The organism is Cyclobacterium sp. L-R, from assembly GCF_056859355.1.
This window is the reverse complement of record NZ_JBSXOH010000024.1, coordinates 23,439-40,139: the sequence shown is the minus strand read 5'-3', so window position 1 is coordinate 40,139 and position 16,701 is coordinate 23,439. Positions and strand designations below refer to the sequence as shown.

14 protein-coding genes are annotated in these 16,701 nt (G+C 37.8%); 3 read left to right on the top strand and 11 right to left on the bottom strand.

The window, feature by feature from the left end:
• Nucleotides 1–161 precede the first annotated feature (161 nt).
• Both AC13EX_RS01745 and AC13EX_RS01740 read right to left on the bottom strand, forming a co-directional pair.
• The gene (locus AC13EX_RS01745) at nucleotides 162–2,060 is read right to left on the bottom strand and encodes a receptor L domain-containing protein (protein WP_482891299.1); all 1,899 of its coding nucleotides are present in this window, start codon (nucleotides 2,058–2,060) and stop codon (nucleotides 162–164) included.
• A gap of 5 nt (nucleotides 2,061–2,065) precedes the next feature.
• Nucleotides 2,066–3,985 (bottom strand): hypothetical protein, encoded by a 1,920-nt coding sequence (locus AC13EX_RS01740; protein WP_482891298.1) that lies wholly within the window; start codon nucleotides 3,983–3,985, stop codon nucleotides 2,066–2,068.
• Nucleotides 3,986–4,271: 286 nt separating this feature from the next.
• Between AC13EX_RS01740 and AC13EX_RS01735 the strand changes: the two genes are divergently transcribed.
• Nucleotides 4,272–4,916 carry a methyltransferase domain-containing protein gene (locus AC13EX_RS01735; RefSeq protein WP_482891297.1) on the top strand — a complete coding sequence of 215 codons (645 nt, stop codon included), beginning with the start codon at nucleotides 4,272–4,274 and terminating at the stop codon, nucleotides 4,914–4,916.
• 66 nt (nucleotides 4,917–4,982) lie between these two features.
• Here the strand turns inward: AC13EX_RS01735 and AC13EX_RS01730 are convergent, their stop codons facing one another.
• Genes AC13EX_RS01730 through AC13EX_RS01720 form a run of 3 tightly spaced genes read right to left on the bottom strand, consistent with a single transcriptional unit; the run spans nucleotide 4,983 to nucleotide 7,787 of the window.
• Nucleotides 4,983–6,350, bottom strand: coding sequence for an NAD(P)(+) transhydrogenase (Re/Si-specific) subunit beta (locus tag AC13EX_RS01730; protein ID WP_339714894.1), 1,368 nt, complete (start codon nucleotides 6,348–6,350; stop codon nucleotides 4,983–4,985).
• A gap of 5 nt (nucleotides 6,351–6,355) precedes the next feature.
• Complete coding sequence (locus AC13EX_RS01725) at nucleotides 6,356–6,673, bottom strand: NAD(P) transhydrogenase subunit alpha part 2 (RefSeq protein WP_048643402.1); 318 nt, start codon at nucleotides 6,671–6,673, stop codon at nucleotides 6,356–6,358.
• A 1-nt stretch (nucleotide 6,674) separates the two neighbouring features.
• Nucleotides 6,675–7,787, bottom strand: coding sequence for a Re/Si-specific NAD(P)(+) transhydrogenase subunit alpha (locus AC13EX_RS01720; RefSeq protein ID WP_048643403.1), 1,113 nt, complete (start codon nucleotides 7,785–7,787; stop codon nucleotides 6,675–6,677).
• Nucleotides 7,788–8,302: 515 nt separating this feature from the next.
• Between AC13EX_RS01720 and AC13EX_RS01715 the strand changes: the two genes are divergently transcribed.
• Both AC13EX_RS01715 and AC13EX_RS01710 read left to right on the top strand, forming a co-directional pair.
• Nucleotides 8,303–9,856 (top strand): sulfatase family protein, encoded by a 1,554-nt coding sequence (locus tag AC13EX_RS01715; RefSeq protein WP_482891296.1) that lies wholly within the window; start codon nucleotides 8,303–8,305, stop codon nucleotides 9,854–9,856.
• Nucleotides 9,857–10,008: 152 nt separating this feature from the next.
• Nucleotides 10,009–11,265: an alpha/beta hydrolase family protein gene (locus AC13EX_RS01710; RefSeq protein WP_482891295.1), complete on the top strand. Its 1,257-nt coding sequence runs from the start codon at nucleotides 10,009–10,011 to the stop codon at nucleotides 11,263–11,265.
• 308 nt (nucleotides 11,266–11,573) lie between these two features.
• Here the strand turns inward: AC13EX_RS01710 and AC13EX_RS01705 are convergent, their stop codons facing one another.
• The 6 genes from AC13EX_RS01705 to AC13EX_RS01680 form a co-directional block, all read right to left on the bottom strand.
• Nucleotides 11,574–12,641 (bottom strand): NAD-dependent epimerase/dehydratase family protein, encoded by a 1,068-nt coding sequence (locus AC13EX_RS01705; RefSeq protein ID WP_482891294.1) that lies wholly within the window; start codon nucleotides 12,639–12,641, stop codon nucleotides 11,574–11,576.
• A gap of 337 nt (nucleotides 12,642–12,978) precedes the next feature.
• On the bottom strand, nucleotides 12,979–13,641 hold the full coding sequence (locus tag AC13EX_RS01700; protein WP_482891293.1) for an NAD-dependent epimerase/dehydratase family protein: 663 nt from the start codon (nucleotides 13,639–13,641) through the stop codon (nucleotides 12,979–12,981).
• 6 nt (nucleotides 13,642–13,647) lie between these two features.
• Nucleotides 13,648–14,565 carry a helix-turn-helix domain-containing protein gene (locus AC13EX_RS01695; RefSeq protein WP_482891292.1) on the bottom strand — a complete coding sequence of 306 codons (918 nt, stop codon included), beginning with the start codon at nucleotides 14,563–14,565 and terminating at the stop codon, nucleotides 13,648–13,650.
• A 234-nt stretch (nucleotides 14,566–14,799) separates the two neighbouring features.
• Nucleotides 14,800–15,150 carry a DUF4260 domain-containing protein gene (locus AC13EX_RS01690; RefSeq protein WP_482891291.1) on the bottom strand — a complete coding sequence of 117 codons (351 nt, stop codon included), beginning with the start codon at nucleotides 15,148–15,150 and terminating at the stop codon, nucleotides 14,800–14,802.
• A 77-nt stretch (nucleotides 15,151–15,227) separates the two neighbouring features.
• On the bottom strand, nucleotides 15,228–15,806 hold the full coding sequence (locus tag AC13EX_RS01685) for a Crp/Fnr family transcriptional regulator (protein ID WP_482891290.1): 579 nt from the start codon (nucleotides 15,804–15,806) through the stop codon (nucleotides 15,228–15,230).
• 122 nt (nucleotides 15,807–15,928) lie between these two features.
• Complete coding sequence (locus AC13EX_RS01680; protein WP_482891289.1) at nucleotides 15,929–16,657, bottom strand: SDR family oxidoreductase; 729 nt, start codon at nucleotides 16,655–16,657, stop codon at nucleotides 15,929–15,931.
• Nucleotides 16,658–16,701: the final 44 nt, after the last annotated feature.

Below are 16,701 nucleotides of genomic sequence, written 5' to 3'. Positions count from 1 at the left end.
AGCCTGTCCCGTGTTTACGGGAAGTGTTGCAATCGCAAGAAAATCAGGCTGTTTGGAGATTTTAGCATAGCACCGCTATGGTGAAATTGAAAACAGCAACGAAGTGGCTGATTTTAAAGCGATTTCAGCACGTAATAGATTGACTATTGCATATTTCGGGTTTAATACTCTAACTCACCTTGACATTCACCATCTTTCAATTGAGCTATAGTGGGCGTATACCCATTTTCACTTATTACTGTTACCGGCAATGTTTCTGCATTGAATAGCTTTGATAAAGCACAATAATTTGTGAGGTAGGTATTTGATTGAATTTGCATTCTGCCAGCTACAGCTATCAAGTTATCAAGCCCTTCCAATGATTTGATACTCCAATTGTCCTGAATTGTAAGATTTCTACTTATTATTTTAAGATTGCTCAATCCACGAAGGTTTTTTAGGTATACATTGTCTACCAAGTTTACAGTGCGAAGTTCCTCTGCCACAGTAAGGCCTTCCAATGAATTAAATCCTGTATTCATAAAGTCTATGGACGAGGTCAAAGTACCAGAAAACCCAGTAAAGTCTTTGAGTTTACCCATATCCCATAAAGTAAGGCTTCCTAGGGTTTCCACTCCCTGAAAACCATCAAAGTTGGTAATATCAAGATATTTAAGCTCAATAGAACCTATATGACGTACATTATTGAGCCCTTGAAAAGAGGTTTGTGCACCATTGGAAGTTACCACCAATTCGGATATTTCATAGACTTGTTCCAAGCCTTGAAAATCAATCAAACTTGAATTGGAATCTATAAATACATAACCTAACTTTTTTATGTTGTCCAATCCTTTAAGATTTAACAATGACGGGTTGTCACTTATTGTTAAATTTAAATGGCTTTTTTCAGACAGCGATAAACCTTCAAGGGATTCCAAAATAGTATTATTATCAATTGTTACCCATCCTTCAACAAGGTTCAGGTTTTCCAAACCATGGAGGTTTTTTAGATTTGTTGTGTTTTCAATTTTTAAATCGCCGTAAACATGGGTCACTAATTCCAAAGCAGACAAGTCTAGGATAGGGTCTTGGTCATCGCTTCCCAGGATGAAAAGGTCCCCTTGGATTCCGGTATGACAGCGTAATGCCCAATCATTTAATTCAGTCTGTGTTGTCAATACCAAATCTCCCGGATGTTCCCCTCCTAAACATTTAATTTCAGACTCTACCATTTCTACTACCAAAGGCTGTTCAACATAGGACTTCAGTTGATCTAAGGTTAGCGTATCCGTGAAATCATCAAAATTGAAGCTTTTAAATAGTAGAGCATAACTATCAGCTAAGGGAAGTGTTACAGATTCATTAATTCCGGCAATTAGTTCTTGGGTAATGACTTCTCCGTCTGCAGTTATTTCTATTGATCCAGGCAGAAAGTCCATTAATCGCTGGTCAGTAACCATTGCCATGTAGATTTTATTAGAAGTAGCAGTTACAATATCCAAACCAAAGGACTGAAAACCAAAGTCGGAGGGGCTATGTCCTTCTGCAGCTACCACTTGCATGGATATTTGTATTTCTGCTTCCTTTTTATTTTCTGTTTCTATGGTCTCTAATTCAAAAGTCAAAGGCAATGACAAATTTTGGTCCTCACTTAGGGATGAGTTTTTCTTAGGAGTGGCCTCTACAATTTTATTGTTATCATCCAGCACATAAAATGCAACTACCTGATAAGATCCTTCTGGAAGAATGATTTTTTCTGTCAGGTAATGATCTCCCATGTCCTGAACCTGAATTTTCTTGCTACTGTAAGCGGTAGAATCTCCATCTACTGTTTGAATAGTAATAATTGCTTTATTATAAGCGGTTACCCTAAGTTGCCTTGAAGATGTGTTTGAAGTTTTGGCAATTTTAATTACAACTGTGGGTAATTTCTCATGATTTTCAGGGTTTTCCTCTTCTTCTCCAGGGTTTGTAATCGGATCAGGGATTACAGTTGGTTTTTCAGCCTCTTCACAAGAAACCAATCCTGCACCAAGAGAAATAAAAAGAATAAGTAAGACTAAACGGAATTTTAATATCATTTCTCTCATGGTTTACATTCCCCCCTTCGAATATTGTCGAAACTTGGATTAAAGGCATTTCCTTTAATCTCGGTGGCAAATGGAAGGTTATTTGCGAGTGTAACCTTGATGTCTTTAAGCGCACAAAAATCGACAAGTGAAGTATTGTCTTTGATGGTAATTTTTACAGGAGGAGACCATACGTATCCTGGGTAAGGATCAGTCCCTTTATAAACAAAATAATAAAGTTCTTTTCCACCTTCAAAGCCATTCAGACTTTTTAGTTGAGGATTATTAATTATAGTAATATCGCTGAAAATTATCTTTGCAGAGGAAAAAGCCGTAATATCTTCCAAAGAAGCATTGTTCTCTAAATGTATTTCACCAACTTGTTCAGCTAAAAATAAAGGAGATAGTGTAGTAAGTTTTGGAGTGTTTAAGACAATCAAATCTTCTATTCCCTCACCATTAGGCTGAAGAAGTCCTTCCAAGTTTTCCAAACTCTTGTTATTATTTAGCTCAAGGATCCATAAATATCTAAACCCACCATCACCACCACCGAAAGAGATCAGTGCCGGATTGTTAGTTACATAAAGTTTAGAATTGAGGTTTTCAGTTTGTGTAGGAAAACTTAGATGTATAAGGTTAGGGTTCTCAAGAATAATTACATCTTTCAGTTTTATTGCGTTTTCAAATCCTTCCCCTTTTAACCCGATAAAATGCTCCATATTTTCAATATGTAAAGATTCTATTGTAGATGCCACATGGTTAAATCCATTAAAGTCTCGGATACTAGGATTATTCGTCAAGTTCAGTCCTCGCAATTTCTCCAAAGAAGTCAATCCATAAAATGACTCTAGAAGGGAGTTGTTTTTTACTATTAATTCTTGAGAAATGTATCGGAGGTAATTCAGTCCCTCCAATGATCGTAATTCCGGATTATTTATGATGTTTAAATTATTTTTTACTTGGTCTATTGTAGCCAATGGTGATAGGTCTAAAATAGGGTCTTCTGAGTCATCAGGAGTATTCCCAATTGTTAAATTTCCTTCGATGATATCATAACCCTTCAAACCAAAAGAATCAAGGGCTGCTTGGGTGGACAATGTTATATTCCCTTTGAACGTCCCACCGATATAAAACGCATCAGCTCGTTTTTTTGTCATTTCAAAAATTAGTGGCTGATGCTCGAATGTTTGAAGACTATCGTAAGTTATTTCCTTTTCGATGGGTTGAAAAGGTCCATAAGTAAGTGTAAAGTCATACTTTTCACTTGTCTTTGGAAGTACAATTTTATTCAACTTTCCATTAAGTTGCTGGGTCAAAATATGGTCACCCTGACTAACAGTTAATTCTGCGGGTATAAAATCCATAAAGTCATCAAACTTTTCACGTACAGCAGAAATGAAAAAGTAAAAGGTCTCCCTAAAGCCAGCCATTCCGGATTCAAAACCGAAAGGCTCTGGATTCTTTCCGGCAGTAGAAATGATCTCAAGGCTTAGGCTTTGGGATTCACTTGCTGCCACTTTAAAAGGGATTGGAAGTGGTTGTGTCAGAAACTCTCCAAACTCAGAGCCTTCCATTGGAGTAGCATATAAGATGTTCCCACTGCTATCAGTCAAATAAAATGCACTAATTTGATAGCTGCCTTGTGATAGGTTTATTTCTTCTATGAGAAGTTCGTCACCTAAACCCAAAATAGGTAAGGTTTTACGGTCGAAGATGGTTTGAGAACCATCTTCATTTTCCATAGTAAGGACAACGCTGTTTACACCTTGGACAGGGAGCTCTAGAATTCTATTTCTTTCATTTCCTACAAAGTTTTCCTTAACCTGAAAACTTATGCTTCCATTAGTAGGTGAATGATGCTCATATTCAGTTGTGCATGCTCCCAAAACAATCAAACTAAAAAGTTGAAAGTAGTGGATCAATTTCCATCTGTTCATATTTTTAAAAATGTTTTTGTAAAACTAAACATTATTTTACAATTCATGCCTTTGTATTTTAAAATATTATTAATGTATTTTAAATAATAAATTATGTTGTTTGATTACGAATCGCATAATTTGTACAATTTTGATTTATTTGTTTTTCAAAATGGATTTAGAGATTTTCCTTTGATGAAATTGTCGAATTTGTAATGGCTTAAATGCCAGTGATTTTGGTGTTAATTTTAACTATGTAGTAAGCTGCTTTTATAATGATGTTCATAAATTGATTAAATTTAAAGTAATGGAAGATATTTGGATAAAAAAATGGAATGAAAGGTATGGCAATGAAGCCTATGCCTATGGAGAAGCACCTAACTTATTTTTCGAAGAAAAAATAAAGGAATTAAAGGTTGGAAAAATGCTATTGCCCGCAGAAGGGGAGGGTAGAAATGCGGTATTTGCTGCAAAATTGGGTTGGGCTGTTTTTGCTTTTGACCAAAGTAAAGAAGGTAAGAAGAAGGCCTTGAAATTGGCTGAAAAGAACGGAGTAAGTATAGATTATCAGGTTAACGACCTGGCAATGGTGAATTACTCTAAAGAAGAGTTTGATGTTATTGGCCTTATTTACGCTCATTTTCCAGCAAAACTAAAATCCCAATACCACAAAATACTGGACGGATATTTAAAAATAGGAGGAACAGTTATCCTTGAGGCTTTTAGCAAAAATAATTTGGCTTATAGAGCTAAAAATGAAAAGATAGGAGGGCCTAGAGATTTAGATTCACTTTTTTCTGTGGAAGAGATCAAAGCTGACTTCAGTAATTATACCATTATACAATTAGAAGAAAAAGAGGTTGAACTGGGGGAAGGGGTGTATCATAATGGAAAAGGATCTGTCATTAGGTTTGTAGGACAGAAAAAATTATACCGTGCTTCAGATTACTAATATAGGCTAGGGTAAAATAGCTGTAACATAAAAAAAGGCTGCTTAAATTTAAGCAGCCTTTTTAAATTACATGTTTTTAACTTCTCCAACGAGTTCGTTGAGCACCTTCTTGGCATCTCCGAATAACATTCTGGTTTTAGGATCGAAAAAGAGTGCGTTTTGAATTCCGGCGTAACCTGAACTCATACTTCTTTTGATCACAATGACATTCGTGGCCTTGTTTACTTCTAATATAGGCATTCCATATATAGGACTGGAAGGATCATCATTTGCAGCTGGATTCACTACATCATTTGCACCTATCACCATTACTACATCGGTATTGGGTAACTTCTCATTCATGTCATCCATTTCGATAAGCTTGTCATAAGAAACATCTGATTCAGCTAGCAACACGTTCATATGCCCTGGCATCCTACCGGCTACAGGGTGAATACCATACAGTACTTCAACACCTTTTTCTTCAAGGATCTTTTCTAAATCATGCACAGCATGCTGAGCCTGTGCAACAGCCAAACCATATCCTGGTACTATTACTACACGTTTTGCGTAAGCCAAAAGGATAGAAGAGTCATAAGAATTGATTTCTTTAGCAACTTGATCTCCATCTTGACCCGCAGCCGCAGCTCCTGATCCACCCCCAAAGGAGGTAAATAGGATATTTGAAACTGATCTGTTCATGGCTTTGGCCATTAGTAAGGTAAGTAGAATACCTGCTGAACCAACCAAAATACCACCCATAAGCATTACCTTATTGTCATAAAGCAAACCTGTCGTAGCAGCGGTAACCCCTGTCAGTGAATTGAGTAGTGAGATCACTACAGGCATATCTGCACCACCAATTGGGTAAACAAACATTAATCCATAGATGAGAGAAAGTACCACCAATACATAAATTAGGGTTGGTTGTGGGGCACCAGAGGCAAGTATGTAAGCCGCTAATGCTATTGCTATCCCTAGTACTGCAAAGCCAAGCATTTTATTGATACGAATATCTTTCAAAACACCCTGAAGTTTACCCATGGCTACCAATGACCCGGAAAACGAAACCGAGCCAATGACTAAGCTGGACATAAGTACAGCTCCTTTGCCAATGTCATCCACTGGTAGGTCACCGTATTCTACGAGACCTATAAGAGCTGCTGCAGCACCACCCATACCATTGAAGAAGGATACAAGCTGAGGCATGGCAGTCATCTGTACGGTTTTGGCAGAATAAATCCCTCCAATCGTTCCTAGGGCCATTGCAATTAGTATAAGTACAAGGTTGTCTAAACCTGGAGTCAGGAAAGAAGCTAAAATAGCCAAAATCATTCCTGAAAGGGCAATGCTATTACCTTTACGCGCAGAATCCGGATGACTCATCATCTTGATACCAACGATAAAAAGTACTACTGCTATCAGGTAGCAAATATCTATTATCTGTAAAATCATGATTCTTATTTTTTACCTGGTTTTTTCTTAAACATCTCTAACATTCTGTTGGTAACAGCGAATCCACCTACCACATTAAGTGTAGCAAGTAATACTGCCAAAAAACCTAGTGACAAGGCGAGATAGTTTGCAGGGTCTGTTTTTCCCAGAACTATTATGGATCCCACGATCACAACGCCTGAAAGGGCATTTGAACCTGACATAAGTGGAGTATGAAGTACAGTAGGTACTTTCGAAATTACCTCAACCCCTACGAATATCGCCAGAATGAAAATATAAAGTTCTTGTTGATTAGTTGATATATATTCAATAATCGCTTCCATATTACTTTAATAACGGTTCATAAACTATTGCCCCATCATGAGTGATGCAGGTTCCTTTAATAATCTCATCCTCAAAATTGAGGTTTAGTTTGTCTTCTTTTAACAAGAGTTTAAGAAGATTTTGTACGTTTTTACTGTACATCTTACTGGCATCCTGCGGCATGGTGGATGGCAAGGCAGAGTTACCGATTACGGTTATCCCATCAATTGATACCGTTTCGTTGTTTTGTGTGCCTTCGCAATTCCCTCCATTAGCTGCAGCTAAATCAACCACAACAGCTCCGGATTTCATTTTCTCCAGCATGGCTTTGGTAATCAAGATAGGTGCTTTCCTTCCAGGTATCAAGGCCGTAGTAATTACCACGTCTGATTTAATGATGGATTTTTCGAGCATTTCAGATTGCTTCTTCTTGTATTCTTCAGATTGTTCTACAGCATACCCTCCAGCTCCTTTGTCTTCTACAGCACCAGGAACTTCCACAAATTTACCTCCTAAACTTTCAACTTGTTCTTTTACGGAAGGTCTTGTGTCAAATGCCTCTACCACAGCTCCAAGCCTTTTGGCAGTAGCTATGGCCTGTAATCCTGCTACTCCAGCTCCTATTACCAAAACTTTAGCGGGTGCAATTGTACCTGCAGCAGTCATTAGCATTGGGAAAAATCTTGGCAAATTAGCAGCAGCCAATAAAACGGCTTTATAACCTGAAACCGTACTCATGGAGGACAATACATCCATACTTTGCGCACGTGTAATTCTTGGGATGGAGTCCATACTAAACAAAGAGACTCCTGTATCCGCAAGGGTTTTCATGAGCTCTTTGGCAAATAAAGGTTGGTATACACCAAATAAATATTTGCCCTTACTTAATAAGGAATGGTCTGCAGCATCTAATGGAGTGATCTGAAAAATCATTTCTGCCTCTTTCAAAACATCCTTGCGGTCTTTGACTTCAGCACCAGCTTCCAAAAATGTGTCATCAGAAAGGAAAGAGGATTCCCCAGCCCCTTTTTCGATCAGGATTTTATTTCCTGATGCAGTTAGGACCTTTACAGCTTCCGGATGTAAGGAAACCCTGGTTTCCGGAGAAGGTTCTTTTAAAATTCCTAAAATCATAATGGTGGTTTATAAATGTAATCCAAACATTGAGTATCCAAAATCAATTTCTCTCATCTTAGCAGCCAACCTTAGAGCTTCAAATGATTTTGGCAGTGCAAAAAAAGCACTTTTTTACGGATTTTACCGTAATGTTGGCCAAAACTTTCGCTTTTTAGTTAGTTGAAGTATTTTTTCACTTATTAAACTTAACATATTGAAAAATTTCAATTTAATCAAGCGATTTTATTGTCAAAATTGGACTTTGCTCTATTTGTATTTCTCTAAGCTAAGTTAAAAATGCTTAGGTTTCAGGGATTTCCTTCCTTTTTCATACAGCTATCTTAATAAAAGGATCGATTTACTTTTTACCCTATGGGAGAAATGTACTAATGATTGGTAGATTAGAAGAAATAGTAATAAGTGATTGTACGACACTTATAATATTGATCTTATAATTGGTTAAACCTCCTTGACGCGACCTGAATAGGCATATAATCCATTTTTTAGCTTAATTTAGGGAAAAACTCCTTCAAATGATCTCAACTTTCGCTAGAATGACTCGCTTTTTACTTTTCACCAGTTTAGTACTATTGTTTTTTTCCTGTGCTGAATCTAAGGAAAAGGCCACTCCAAATATTGTAATTATTTATGCTGATGATATGGGCTATGGAGACCTGGGAATCCAAAACTCAGAATCTAAAATTCCTACACCTTATCTTGACCAACTGGCCTCAGAAGGAATGCGCTTTACTGACGCACACAGTTCTTCCGGTATTTGCTCTCCAAGTAGGTATGCACTATTAACAGGGAGTTACCATTGGAGACGGCAACATGGGATTATAGACGCTTTTGGTAAACCCTTTTTCAATGATACTGACATAACGCTTCCTCAGGTATTAAAGACCAAAGGTTATGAGACGGCTTGTATTGGGAAATGGCACCTGGGTTGGGATTGGCCATTCAAAAATGAGCCCTCTGGAGAAGTCATGCAATGGGGTAAAATGCGAAAAGTTTATTTGCCGCAAGATATAGATTGGAGTCAACCAATTTCCGGGGGACCTTTAGATCGAGGTTTCGACTACTATTATGGTGATGGCACCATCAATTTCCCACCTTATGCATGGGTAGAAAATGACCGACTACCAATTAAACCCAATGCATCAATGGATATTCAAAATATAGGATTCTCCACCAAAGAAGGAGATTGGGAATTTAGGCCTGGGCCTAAGGTAGAAGGTTGGAATCCCTATGAAGTATTGCCTAGCTTGACTGATAATGCGGTAGAATACATAAATACTAGAGATCCTAAAGAACCGTTTTTCCTTTATTTGGCTTTGCCCTCACCGCATGCGCCCATTATTCCAAATGATGAATTTGATGGGAAATCAAAGGCTGGAGCGTATGGAGATTTTATGGTGCAAACAGATTGGGTAGCAGGTCAGGTAATTCAAGCCATCAAAGACAAGGGCTTAGAGGAAAATACCATCGTGATATTCAGTGCGGACAATGGACCTGAAGGTTATGCTTGGAAGAGGGCAGAGGACTATGGGCATTTTAGCATGGGCGACTTTCGTGGTCTCAAACGTGATGTTTGGGAAGGAGGACATCATGTGCCGTTTATTATTAAATGGCCAGGAAAAATAAAGGAAGGGTCAGTTTCTCAGGAAACCATCTCACAAATTGATTTAATGGCCACTTTAGCTGAAATAGCAGGAGCAAGCCTTCCTGAAAATGCTGCCCCTGACAGTTATAATCTTTTGCCGGTATTGAAATCAGAACCTTACCCAACACCATTGAGGGAAGCAACCGTCCACAATACGTATGCAACGAAATGGGGAATAAGGAAAGGTAAATGGTTGTACATAGATGATTCAACGGGTGGACATAGGCCCTTGCCTCCATCCTTCAAAGCATTGAAAGGATATTCTGATTTCAAGACAGCGGGTCTCCTTTTTAATATGGAAGAAGATCCGGAGCAAAGAGTGAATTTGTACCTAGAACATCAGGAGAAGGTTAAAGAATTGGAAGCGCTTCTTCAAAAATACCGTGAATCAGCTAGGTCTGTTCCATTAAAAACAAAAAACTAATACCACACTTGAAAGCTAAACTGTAGACATTGTATCTTTTAATGTACCTTCAGTATTCCAAATTAAGTCTAGTGCCTATTTATAGTTTAATGGATAAATGCTGCAATTAATTTCTAACTTTAGGTTAATCTAATCACTAAAAAAGTATAAAAATGAAAACATTGCTTGCCCTATTATGTATGGTAGGCATTCTTATTCCCGTTTATGGGCAGAAATTTGAGCCAAATTACGATGAGGATAAGGTGCCTGAGTACCAGTTACCCAGCTTGCTAAATATGGAAAATGGTAAACCCGTCACCAACAAAAGGCAATGGGGGAAAAGGAGGGCGGAATTAGTGGAAATATTTGAAAATGAAATATATGGTAAATCTCCTGAATGGGATGGCCAAATTACTAGTCGACTAATTTTCGAAAATAAGGATTATTTGAATGGAAAGGCCACTCGTAAGGTTATAAGACTCACTTTAGCAAGAGCTGGGGAAACCGTTGATCTTGATTTGTTGGTGTTTTATCCCAATTTAGGTAAAAAGGTACCCGCATTTTTAGGGCTCAATTTTTATGGCAACCATACTATTTCTTCTGACGATCAAGTTGCTGTTCCAGACACATGGGTAAGAAACAATGAAGCCATGGGAAGTGCAAACAATAAGCCGTCTGAAAAAGGTAGGGGCCTAAGAATTGACAATTGGCCTTATGAGGATATTTTGTCCAGAGGATATGGCTTGGTTACCCTCTATTATGGTCAAATAGATCCTGATTATGCCGATGGTTTTAAGAATGGAGTTCATGCTTTGTATCCTGAAGAAAAAAGAAAGCCCAATTCTTGGGCAAGTATTGCTGCTTGGGGTTGGGGCCTTTCTCGAGTGATGGATTACCTGGAAGAGGAAAATTGGGTTGACGATAAGAAAGTTGCCGTATTGGGTCATAGCAGATTGGGTAAAGCAGCTTTATGGGCTGGAGCAACAGACGAAAGATTTGGTATGGTTATCTCCAATAATTCAGGTTGTGGGGGAGCAGCATTGTCTCGAAGAGCCTATGGAGAAACCATAGGGCAGATGATCAATGTTATTCCTTACTGGTTCTCAGATAGCTTTACTGTCTACAATAAGAAAGAAAATGAATTACCTGTAGATCAACACCAACTATTGGCTTTGATGGCACCTAGGCCTTTGTATGTTGCCAGTGGGGTAGAAGATCAGTGGGCAGATCCTAAGGGTGAGTTTTTATCCTGTGTTGCAGCTTCTCCAGCCTATGAGTTATTTGGAAAAGAAGGTGTGCCAGCAGAAGTGCTACCCCCTTTAGACAAACCTGTAATGGGGTCGATAGGTTATCATATTCGTTCAGGTGGCCATGGCTTGTTGCCTTACGACTGGAAACAATACCTTGATTTTGCTGACAAGCATTTTTAACCCGAAATAGGCAATAGACATTCTATTACGTGCTGAAATCGCTTTAAAATCAGCCACTTCGTTGCTGTTTGGAGATTTCACCATAGCGGTGCTATGCTAAAATCTCCAAACAGCCTGATTTTCTTGCGATTGCAACACTTCCCGTAAACACGGGACAGGCATCACCCCTGACCATGTCAGGGCGGAGAAATTCTATTACATAATCCAGGTTTACCACGATTAATAGGGAGGGAAAAATTAAACTGTATAGAAAATAAAAAGGAGGTCTCAAAGACCTCCTTTTTGCATGCTTCTCAGATGAATAAATATTATTTACCTTTTATTATTCCTTCGTCTATCAATACTTGAAACGAATCTTCCATTGTTTCCTTGAGTGGCATAAATTCGATACCCAGGTCTTTTTTTATTTTAGAATTGTCTGCATGAAAGGGTATGTTTACGTTGTTTTTAATGTACTTGCGCGTAAACAACTTATTGGCCATAGGCCCAATTAGCATCAACAACCATTTAGGCATTGCTCGTTTGGGTAATGGGTATTTGTCTCCATATTTTGGCAATAAAATTGCCCCCATTGCCAAGAGATCTGTATCATGCGCAGACGTAATGTATCGACCTTTCGCTTCTGGAGTATAGCCTGCCCTGAAATGTGCTTCCGCCACATCCCGTACATCAACTACTCCAAGCCCCATTTTAGGAGCACCCATTTTGAGTTCACCGCCTCCTAACATTTTGAGGATATTGATGCTTTCTGAAGTGGTGTTAGCAGGATTAAGGGCTGGCCCTAAAACCAAGGACATATTGATGGTCACCAAATCCCACTGGCTTTGGGACTTTTCGATTTCCCAAGCCTTTTTTTCTGCTAAAGTCTTTGAATAGGAATAAGGTTGGTAGTCCAAGGAAGCTGTGGTATTCCATACTTCTTCGGTAATTCTACCTTCTGGTGCATTTACAGTGTCGATAGCATCCGTATAAATCGCAGCACAACTACTGGTAACCACTACACGTAACACTGAAGCTACCTCCTTTGCTGTATTCAATACGTCCGCGGTGCCTTTTAGGGCAGGATCTATTAATTCTTTTTGTGGGTCCTTGATGTCCATGGTAAATGGAGAAGCGGTATGGTAAACCAACTCACAACCTTCCATGGCGGCTTTGTAAGATCCTGCTTGCAGCAAATCACCAGCAAAGAATTTGATTTCACCAGGTGAATTCGCCGCGGCTGTTTTTAAATGACCAATTTTCTTTTCATCATTTGGATTCCGGACAGCTGCATGTACAGTGATTCCTTCATCCAGTAGTTTTTTGACCAACCAACTGGCTACATATCCATTGGCACCTGTGACCATTACAGGTTTTGATTTATCTATTTTTGTCATTATTTCTCTGTTTTAACTCGGATCATGTAATAGGGTTTCTCCTCCCTGACAATAGTCAGAGGTGAAGCATATCCCCTGTTTAAGGGAAGTGTTGCAATTACAAGAAAATCAGGCTGTATTGAAGCGATTTCAGCTTGTGATAGATTGTCTATTGCCTATTTCGGGTTTAATTTTGATACATAAATGTCACATAAAGGATTTGGAAAGGTTAACACCAAATACTGAAGCTTTAACACTAATTGAGTAAAACACTTCGCCAATGGTATTTTTAATTGTTATCTTTCATTTGAATATGTATTTGAAATTTAGGCCTTAATTTGAAAAGCACCTTATTGGTTTATTTATTTGCCAATTGCTTGATCTGGTAGGGTTCAAATACTTTTTTCTCATTCGGACTTTTAAGGAGTAACAGCATTGCTTTACCTAAATTGCTACTTCCGATTGTGTTTTTCATTCTTTTGAATAGCGGAAAAATTGGCCTAAATAACACATATAAGGTATTGTACCATCCGGTTTTTGATTTCACGCCTTTCTCCGGCAAGATTATTCCTGGACGAAAGGCATAAGCATCCTTAAAACCTAGGTGTAAAAGGTAATTTTCAGTTTTCCCTTTGACTCTGGCCCACATACTATTCCCCTTTTCAGAGCTATCAGTTCCTACTCCAGAAATGTAGGTGACAATCATGCCCGGGGTACTTTTATAAAGTGTATCGAACAATATTTTACTATAACCAAAAGTCATTTTGGTGTAAGCTTCCTCACTAAGCCCCATAGCTGAAACACCCATGCAATGGAAGCAAGCATCGTATCCGGCTAAATTTTGGGCATGTGATGGAATTTGCTCAAAATCTGCCACCAATAGCTCTTTAATCTTTGGATGATGTAGCTCGATGGGCCGACGATTAATAAGTAAAACTTCTTTTACAATTGCCGCTTCAAGGCATTCAATCAAAACAGCATGGCCAACCATTCCTGAAGCACCAGTAATAATAATTTTCATGGGTATTTAGTTTAAAGTGGGCTTATTTCTATAGTCATTTGGTGTCATTCCTGTTTTGGATTTAAACAAACGACTAAAGTAATGAGGATAGTTAAAACCTAGTTTATAAGCAATACCACTAACCGAATCAGCATCGCTTAATAATAAGGTCTTGGCTTTATCTACAATGAAATTATTGATGTGGTCTTTGGTGCCAATTCCCGTTTGCTTTTTCAATAGGTCGCTAAGGTATTTGGGAGAAAGGTGGATGGCCTCTGCGAAATAATCGATGGAAGGAGTGCCATGTTCCGTAAACTTCCCTTCTTTATAATACCTTTTGAGCAATTTTTCAAATTGACTAACCGTATCTATGTTTTGAGCTGTACGTGTATTGAATTGACGTTCATAATAACGCATGCTGTAATTTAAGAGCAATTCTAAGGTACTTACTATAACGCGCTGGCTGTGGTTATCAACCCTTTCCTTAATTTCAGCTTTTATTAAGTTGACACATTCATAAAGTGTATTTTGTTCTGCCTCTGAAAGGTGTAAAGCCTCATGGACATCATAAGAGAAAAAGCCATAATCGTCTATTCTGTTCCCTAAATCTGTATGGCGAATAAGGTCGGGGTGAATAAATACAATCCACCCATGAATTTCGTTTATTTGTTGTTCTTTTTGAATAGAAGTGACCTGATTTGGAGCGGTGAAGATTAGTACTCCTTCATTGAAATCATAGGCAATGCGTCCATAGTTTAGCCCACAGCTGGCATCTTTAAGGGCAATGGTATACAAATCCATAGCCATTTTTTTTTCCAACCATTCTGGCCCAATTTTCCATTGGCTGACATCTATGATGCTAATTAGAGGATGAAACGGTTTAGGAAATCCACACAATGCATGCAGTTCACTTATTGACTTTATACGTAAAATTTCTTCCTGCATATTAATTTAAGCTAAGATCAAATTTCAACTAATTCTATTGAAATTGATAACACAAAATGCAGAAAAAAGAACACTAATGAAATTAGTTTGCACCGATTAGTGAATATAGGGCTTAAAGTTGGTCATTCCAATGGTTAAGAGCCCTATACCATCCATATAGTTCTGCCTGTAAGGATATCCTTTAAATGGAAAGGAGCTTGTTTTCTAGCTCGTTACAATTATTAAATTTTAGGCTTACTTCCCAATTTTACCCAGATGTGTATGTTTGAAATCATCATTGTATTTCAGTCCATAACCAAAAATTCTATCCATGGCTGAATGGCCAAATAAAATGATACCTGTTAATATTAGTATTGGGATGTTTAGGCTAGTGCCTAGGGCAAATATCAAAATTGCCGTCAATTTATGGTGGAAGAAATTATACAACAAGGCTCCAATTTTTGGATTCACCAAATAGCCTAGCATGGATAAGTCAGGCAATAAAATACATGTAGGGAAAACCCACCAAGCGTAATCTAAATTAGCAAATATGAGTATAGCGAGTAAAAACTGGCCAACTTCTTCAAGTTTTAGAAGCGAATTCATTTCCTTAGTCATTTTATCGAATTATTTTGTTTTGATACAAAATTCAACAATTTCAACTCAGTAGCTCTTGACTTAAATCAAGAATTTTTACTTTTTCGTTTTCTAATTCTACTTAGGGTTTCAGCCGACATACCAAGTACGGAAGCAATGTATTGCAAGGGTACAAGATTAAATAAATCCTTGTTTTTTTGGTAATACAAATCATACCTTTCCTCTGCTGTCATTGAAATATGAGAAAAAACCCTGTCCTCAAGCATGCCAAAGCACTTTACTATGAATTGCTTTTCAATTGTATTCCATTTAGGGAAATTCTCACAAAGCTTAAGGTAGTTCTCTTTACTTATTGTCAATAAGCTCACATCTGTTATTGCCTGAATTGTCCAGCGGTTTGGCTGCTGATAAAAGAATCCCATGATCTCGGTGATAAGTTGGTCTTCTTTGGACAGCCATTGGGTGACCTCTTTTCCATCAGACAAAGTGTAGATTCTGAAAATACCCGATTTAACAATACTAAGCCGATTGCAGATTTTCCCTGAGTAGGTGAAATAGTCATTTTTCTGTAGTTTTTCCTCGTAGAAGTAGGACTGAACTATATCCAACTCTTCCTCGGAAAGTTCTCCAAAATAGGCTTGTATTAGTTGATTAAAGTTTTTCACGGAAGATTGAAATTAGCCAAAATTTCTATGTAGACAAAAATCAATAGCCTTTGACTTTAATTCTTGCTTAATAATTTTACCTTTTTCTATGAATTATAGCTGTTTACCTAATACTTATAGAACTAATCTTTGTTAATTATTCGGCTAGCCAAACTTGCACTTATTCGGTTAAGGATTAATAATAGTTTAACCTTTCCAATTCTTACCTCATACCTGTTTTTTTCAAAAGCGAACATAAATTCATCTACGAGCTTTTCTGCTGTGATTTTATTTTTTCCTCTTCCCTTGGTCATGGCTGTATCAACAAGAGGAGGCAAAATTTCAAAAACTTTTACTTTCTTCAATTGTTGCCTTAGGGTTTTAGTGAAAATATGCAATCCTGCTTTGTTAGCACAGTAGATTGGGGCCACGACTTTGGGGACAAGTGCAAGGACTGAGCTTACATTTACAATGGCTACATTACTATTTTGTTCTAGAATAGGTAAAAGCAAAGCCGTAAGCTTAATAGGGGCAAGAAAATTGATCTGTGTTTCGAATTCTATTTTCTTTAAAGCTTCTGGATCTTCTGCAAAGGTATGGTTGTATTGTATACCTGCATTATTAATTAATACATTCAGGTCCTGGTGCTCCTTTTTAATATACTGAGTCAGTTTTTCTAAACCCTCTTTTGTAGCTAAATCACAGTTTATGATATGGATTTCTGGAAAACACTGTTTTACAGCTTGTAGATCTTCTACGTTTCTCCCAGTTATAATTACCTGGTTGTTTAGCTTTAGGAATTTTTTTGCAAGGGCTAAACCAATGCCTTTGTTTCCACCCGTGATAAGTACTTTGTTACCTGATGGGATCATTTTAGTTTTTAATAAATGCTTTTTTTCAAATTCCTGAAAACCAT

Coding starts and splice junctions, on each gene's coding strand:
- AC13EX_RS01745 (WP_482891299.1), bottom strand. CDS start 2,060: ATGATATTAAAATTCCGTTTAGTCTTACTTATTCTTTTTATTTCTCTT.
- AC13EX_RS01740 (WP_482891298.1), bottom strand. CDS start 3,985: ATGAACAGATGGAAATTGATCCACTACTTTCAACTTTTTAGTTTGATT.
- AC13EX_RS01735 (WP_482891297.1), top strand. CDS start 4,272: ATGGAAGATATTTGGATAAAAAAATGGAATGAAAGGTATGGCAATGAA.
- AC13EX_RS01730 (WP_339714894.1), bottom strand. CDS start 6,350: ATGATTTTACAGATAATAGATATTTGCTACCTGATAGCAGTAGTACTT.
- AC13EX_RS01725 (WP_048643402.1), bottom strand. CDS start 6,673: ATGGAAGCGATTATTGAATATATATCAACTAATCAACAAGAACTTTAT.
- AC13EX_RS01720 (WP_048643403.1), bottom strand. CDS start 7,787: ATGATTTTAGGAATTTTAAAAGAACCTTCTCCGGAAACCAGGGTTTCC.
- AC13EX_RS01715 (WP_482891296.1), top strand. CDS start 8,303: ATGATCTCAACTTTCGCTAGAATGACTCGCTTTTTACTTTTCACCAGT.
- AC13EX_RS01710 (WP_482891295.1), top strand. CDS start 10,009: ATGAAAACATTGCTTGCCCTATTATGTATGGTAGGCATTCTTATTCCC.
- AC13EX_RS01705 (WP_482891294.1), bottom strand. CDS start 12,641: ATGACAAAAATAGATAAATCAAAACCTGTAATGGTCACAGGTGCCAAT.
- AC13EX_RS01700 (WP_482891293.1), bottom strand. CDS start 13,641: ATGAAAATTATTATTACTGGTGCTTCAGGAATGGTTGGCCATGCTGTT.
- AC13EX_RS01695 (WP_482891292.1), bottom strand. CDS start 14,565: ATGCAGGAAGAAATTTTACGTATAAAGTCAATAAGTGAACTGCATGCA.
- AC13EX_RS01690 (WP_482891291.1), bottom strand. CDS start 15,150: ATGAATTCGCTTCTAAAACTTGAAGAAGTTGGCCAGTTTTTACTCGCT.
- AC13EX_RS01680 (WP_482891289.1), bottom strand. CDS start 16,657: ATGATCCCATCAGGTAACAAAGTACTTATCACGGGTGGAAACAAAGGC.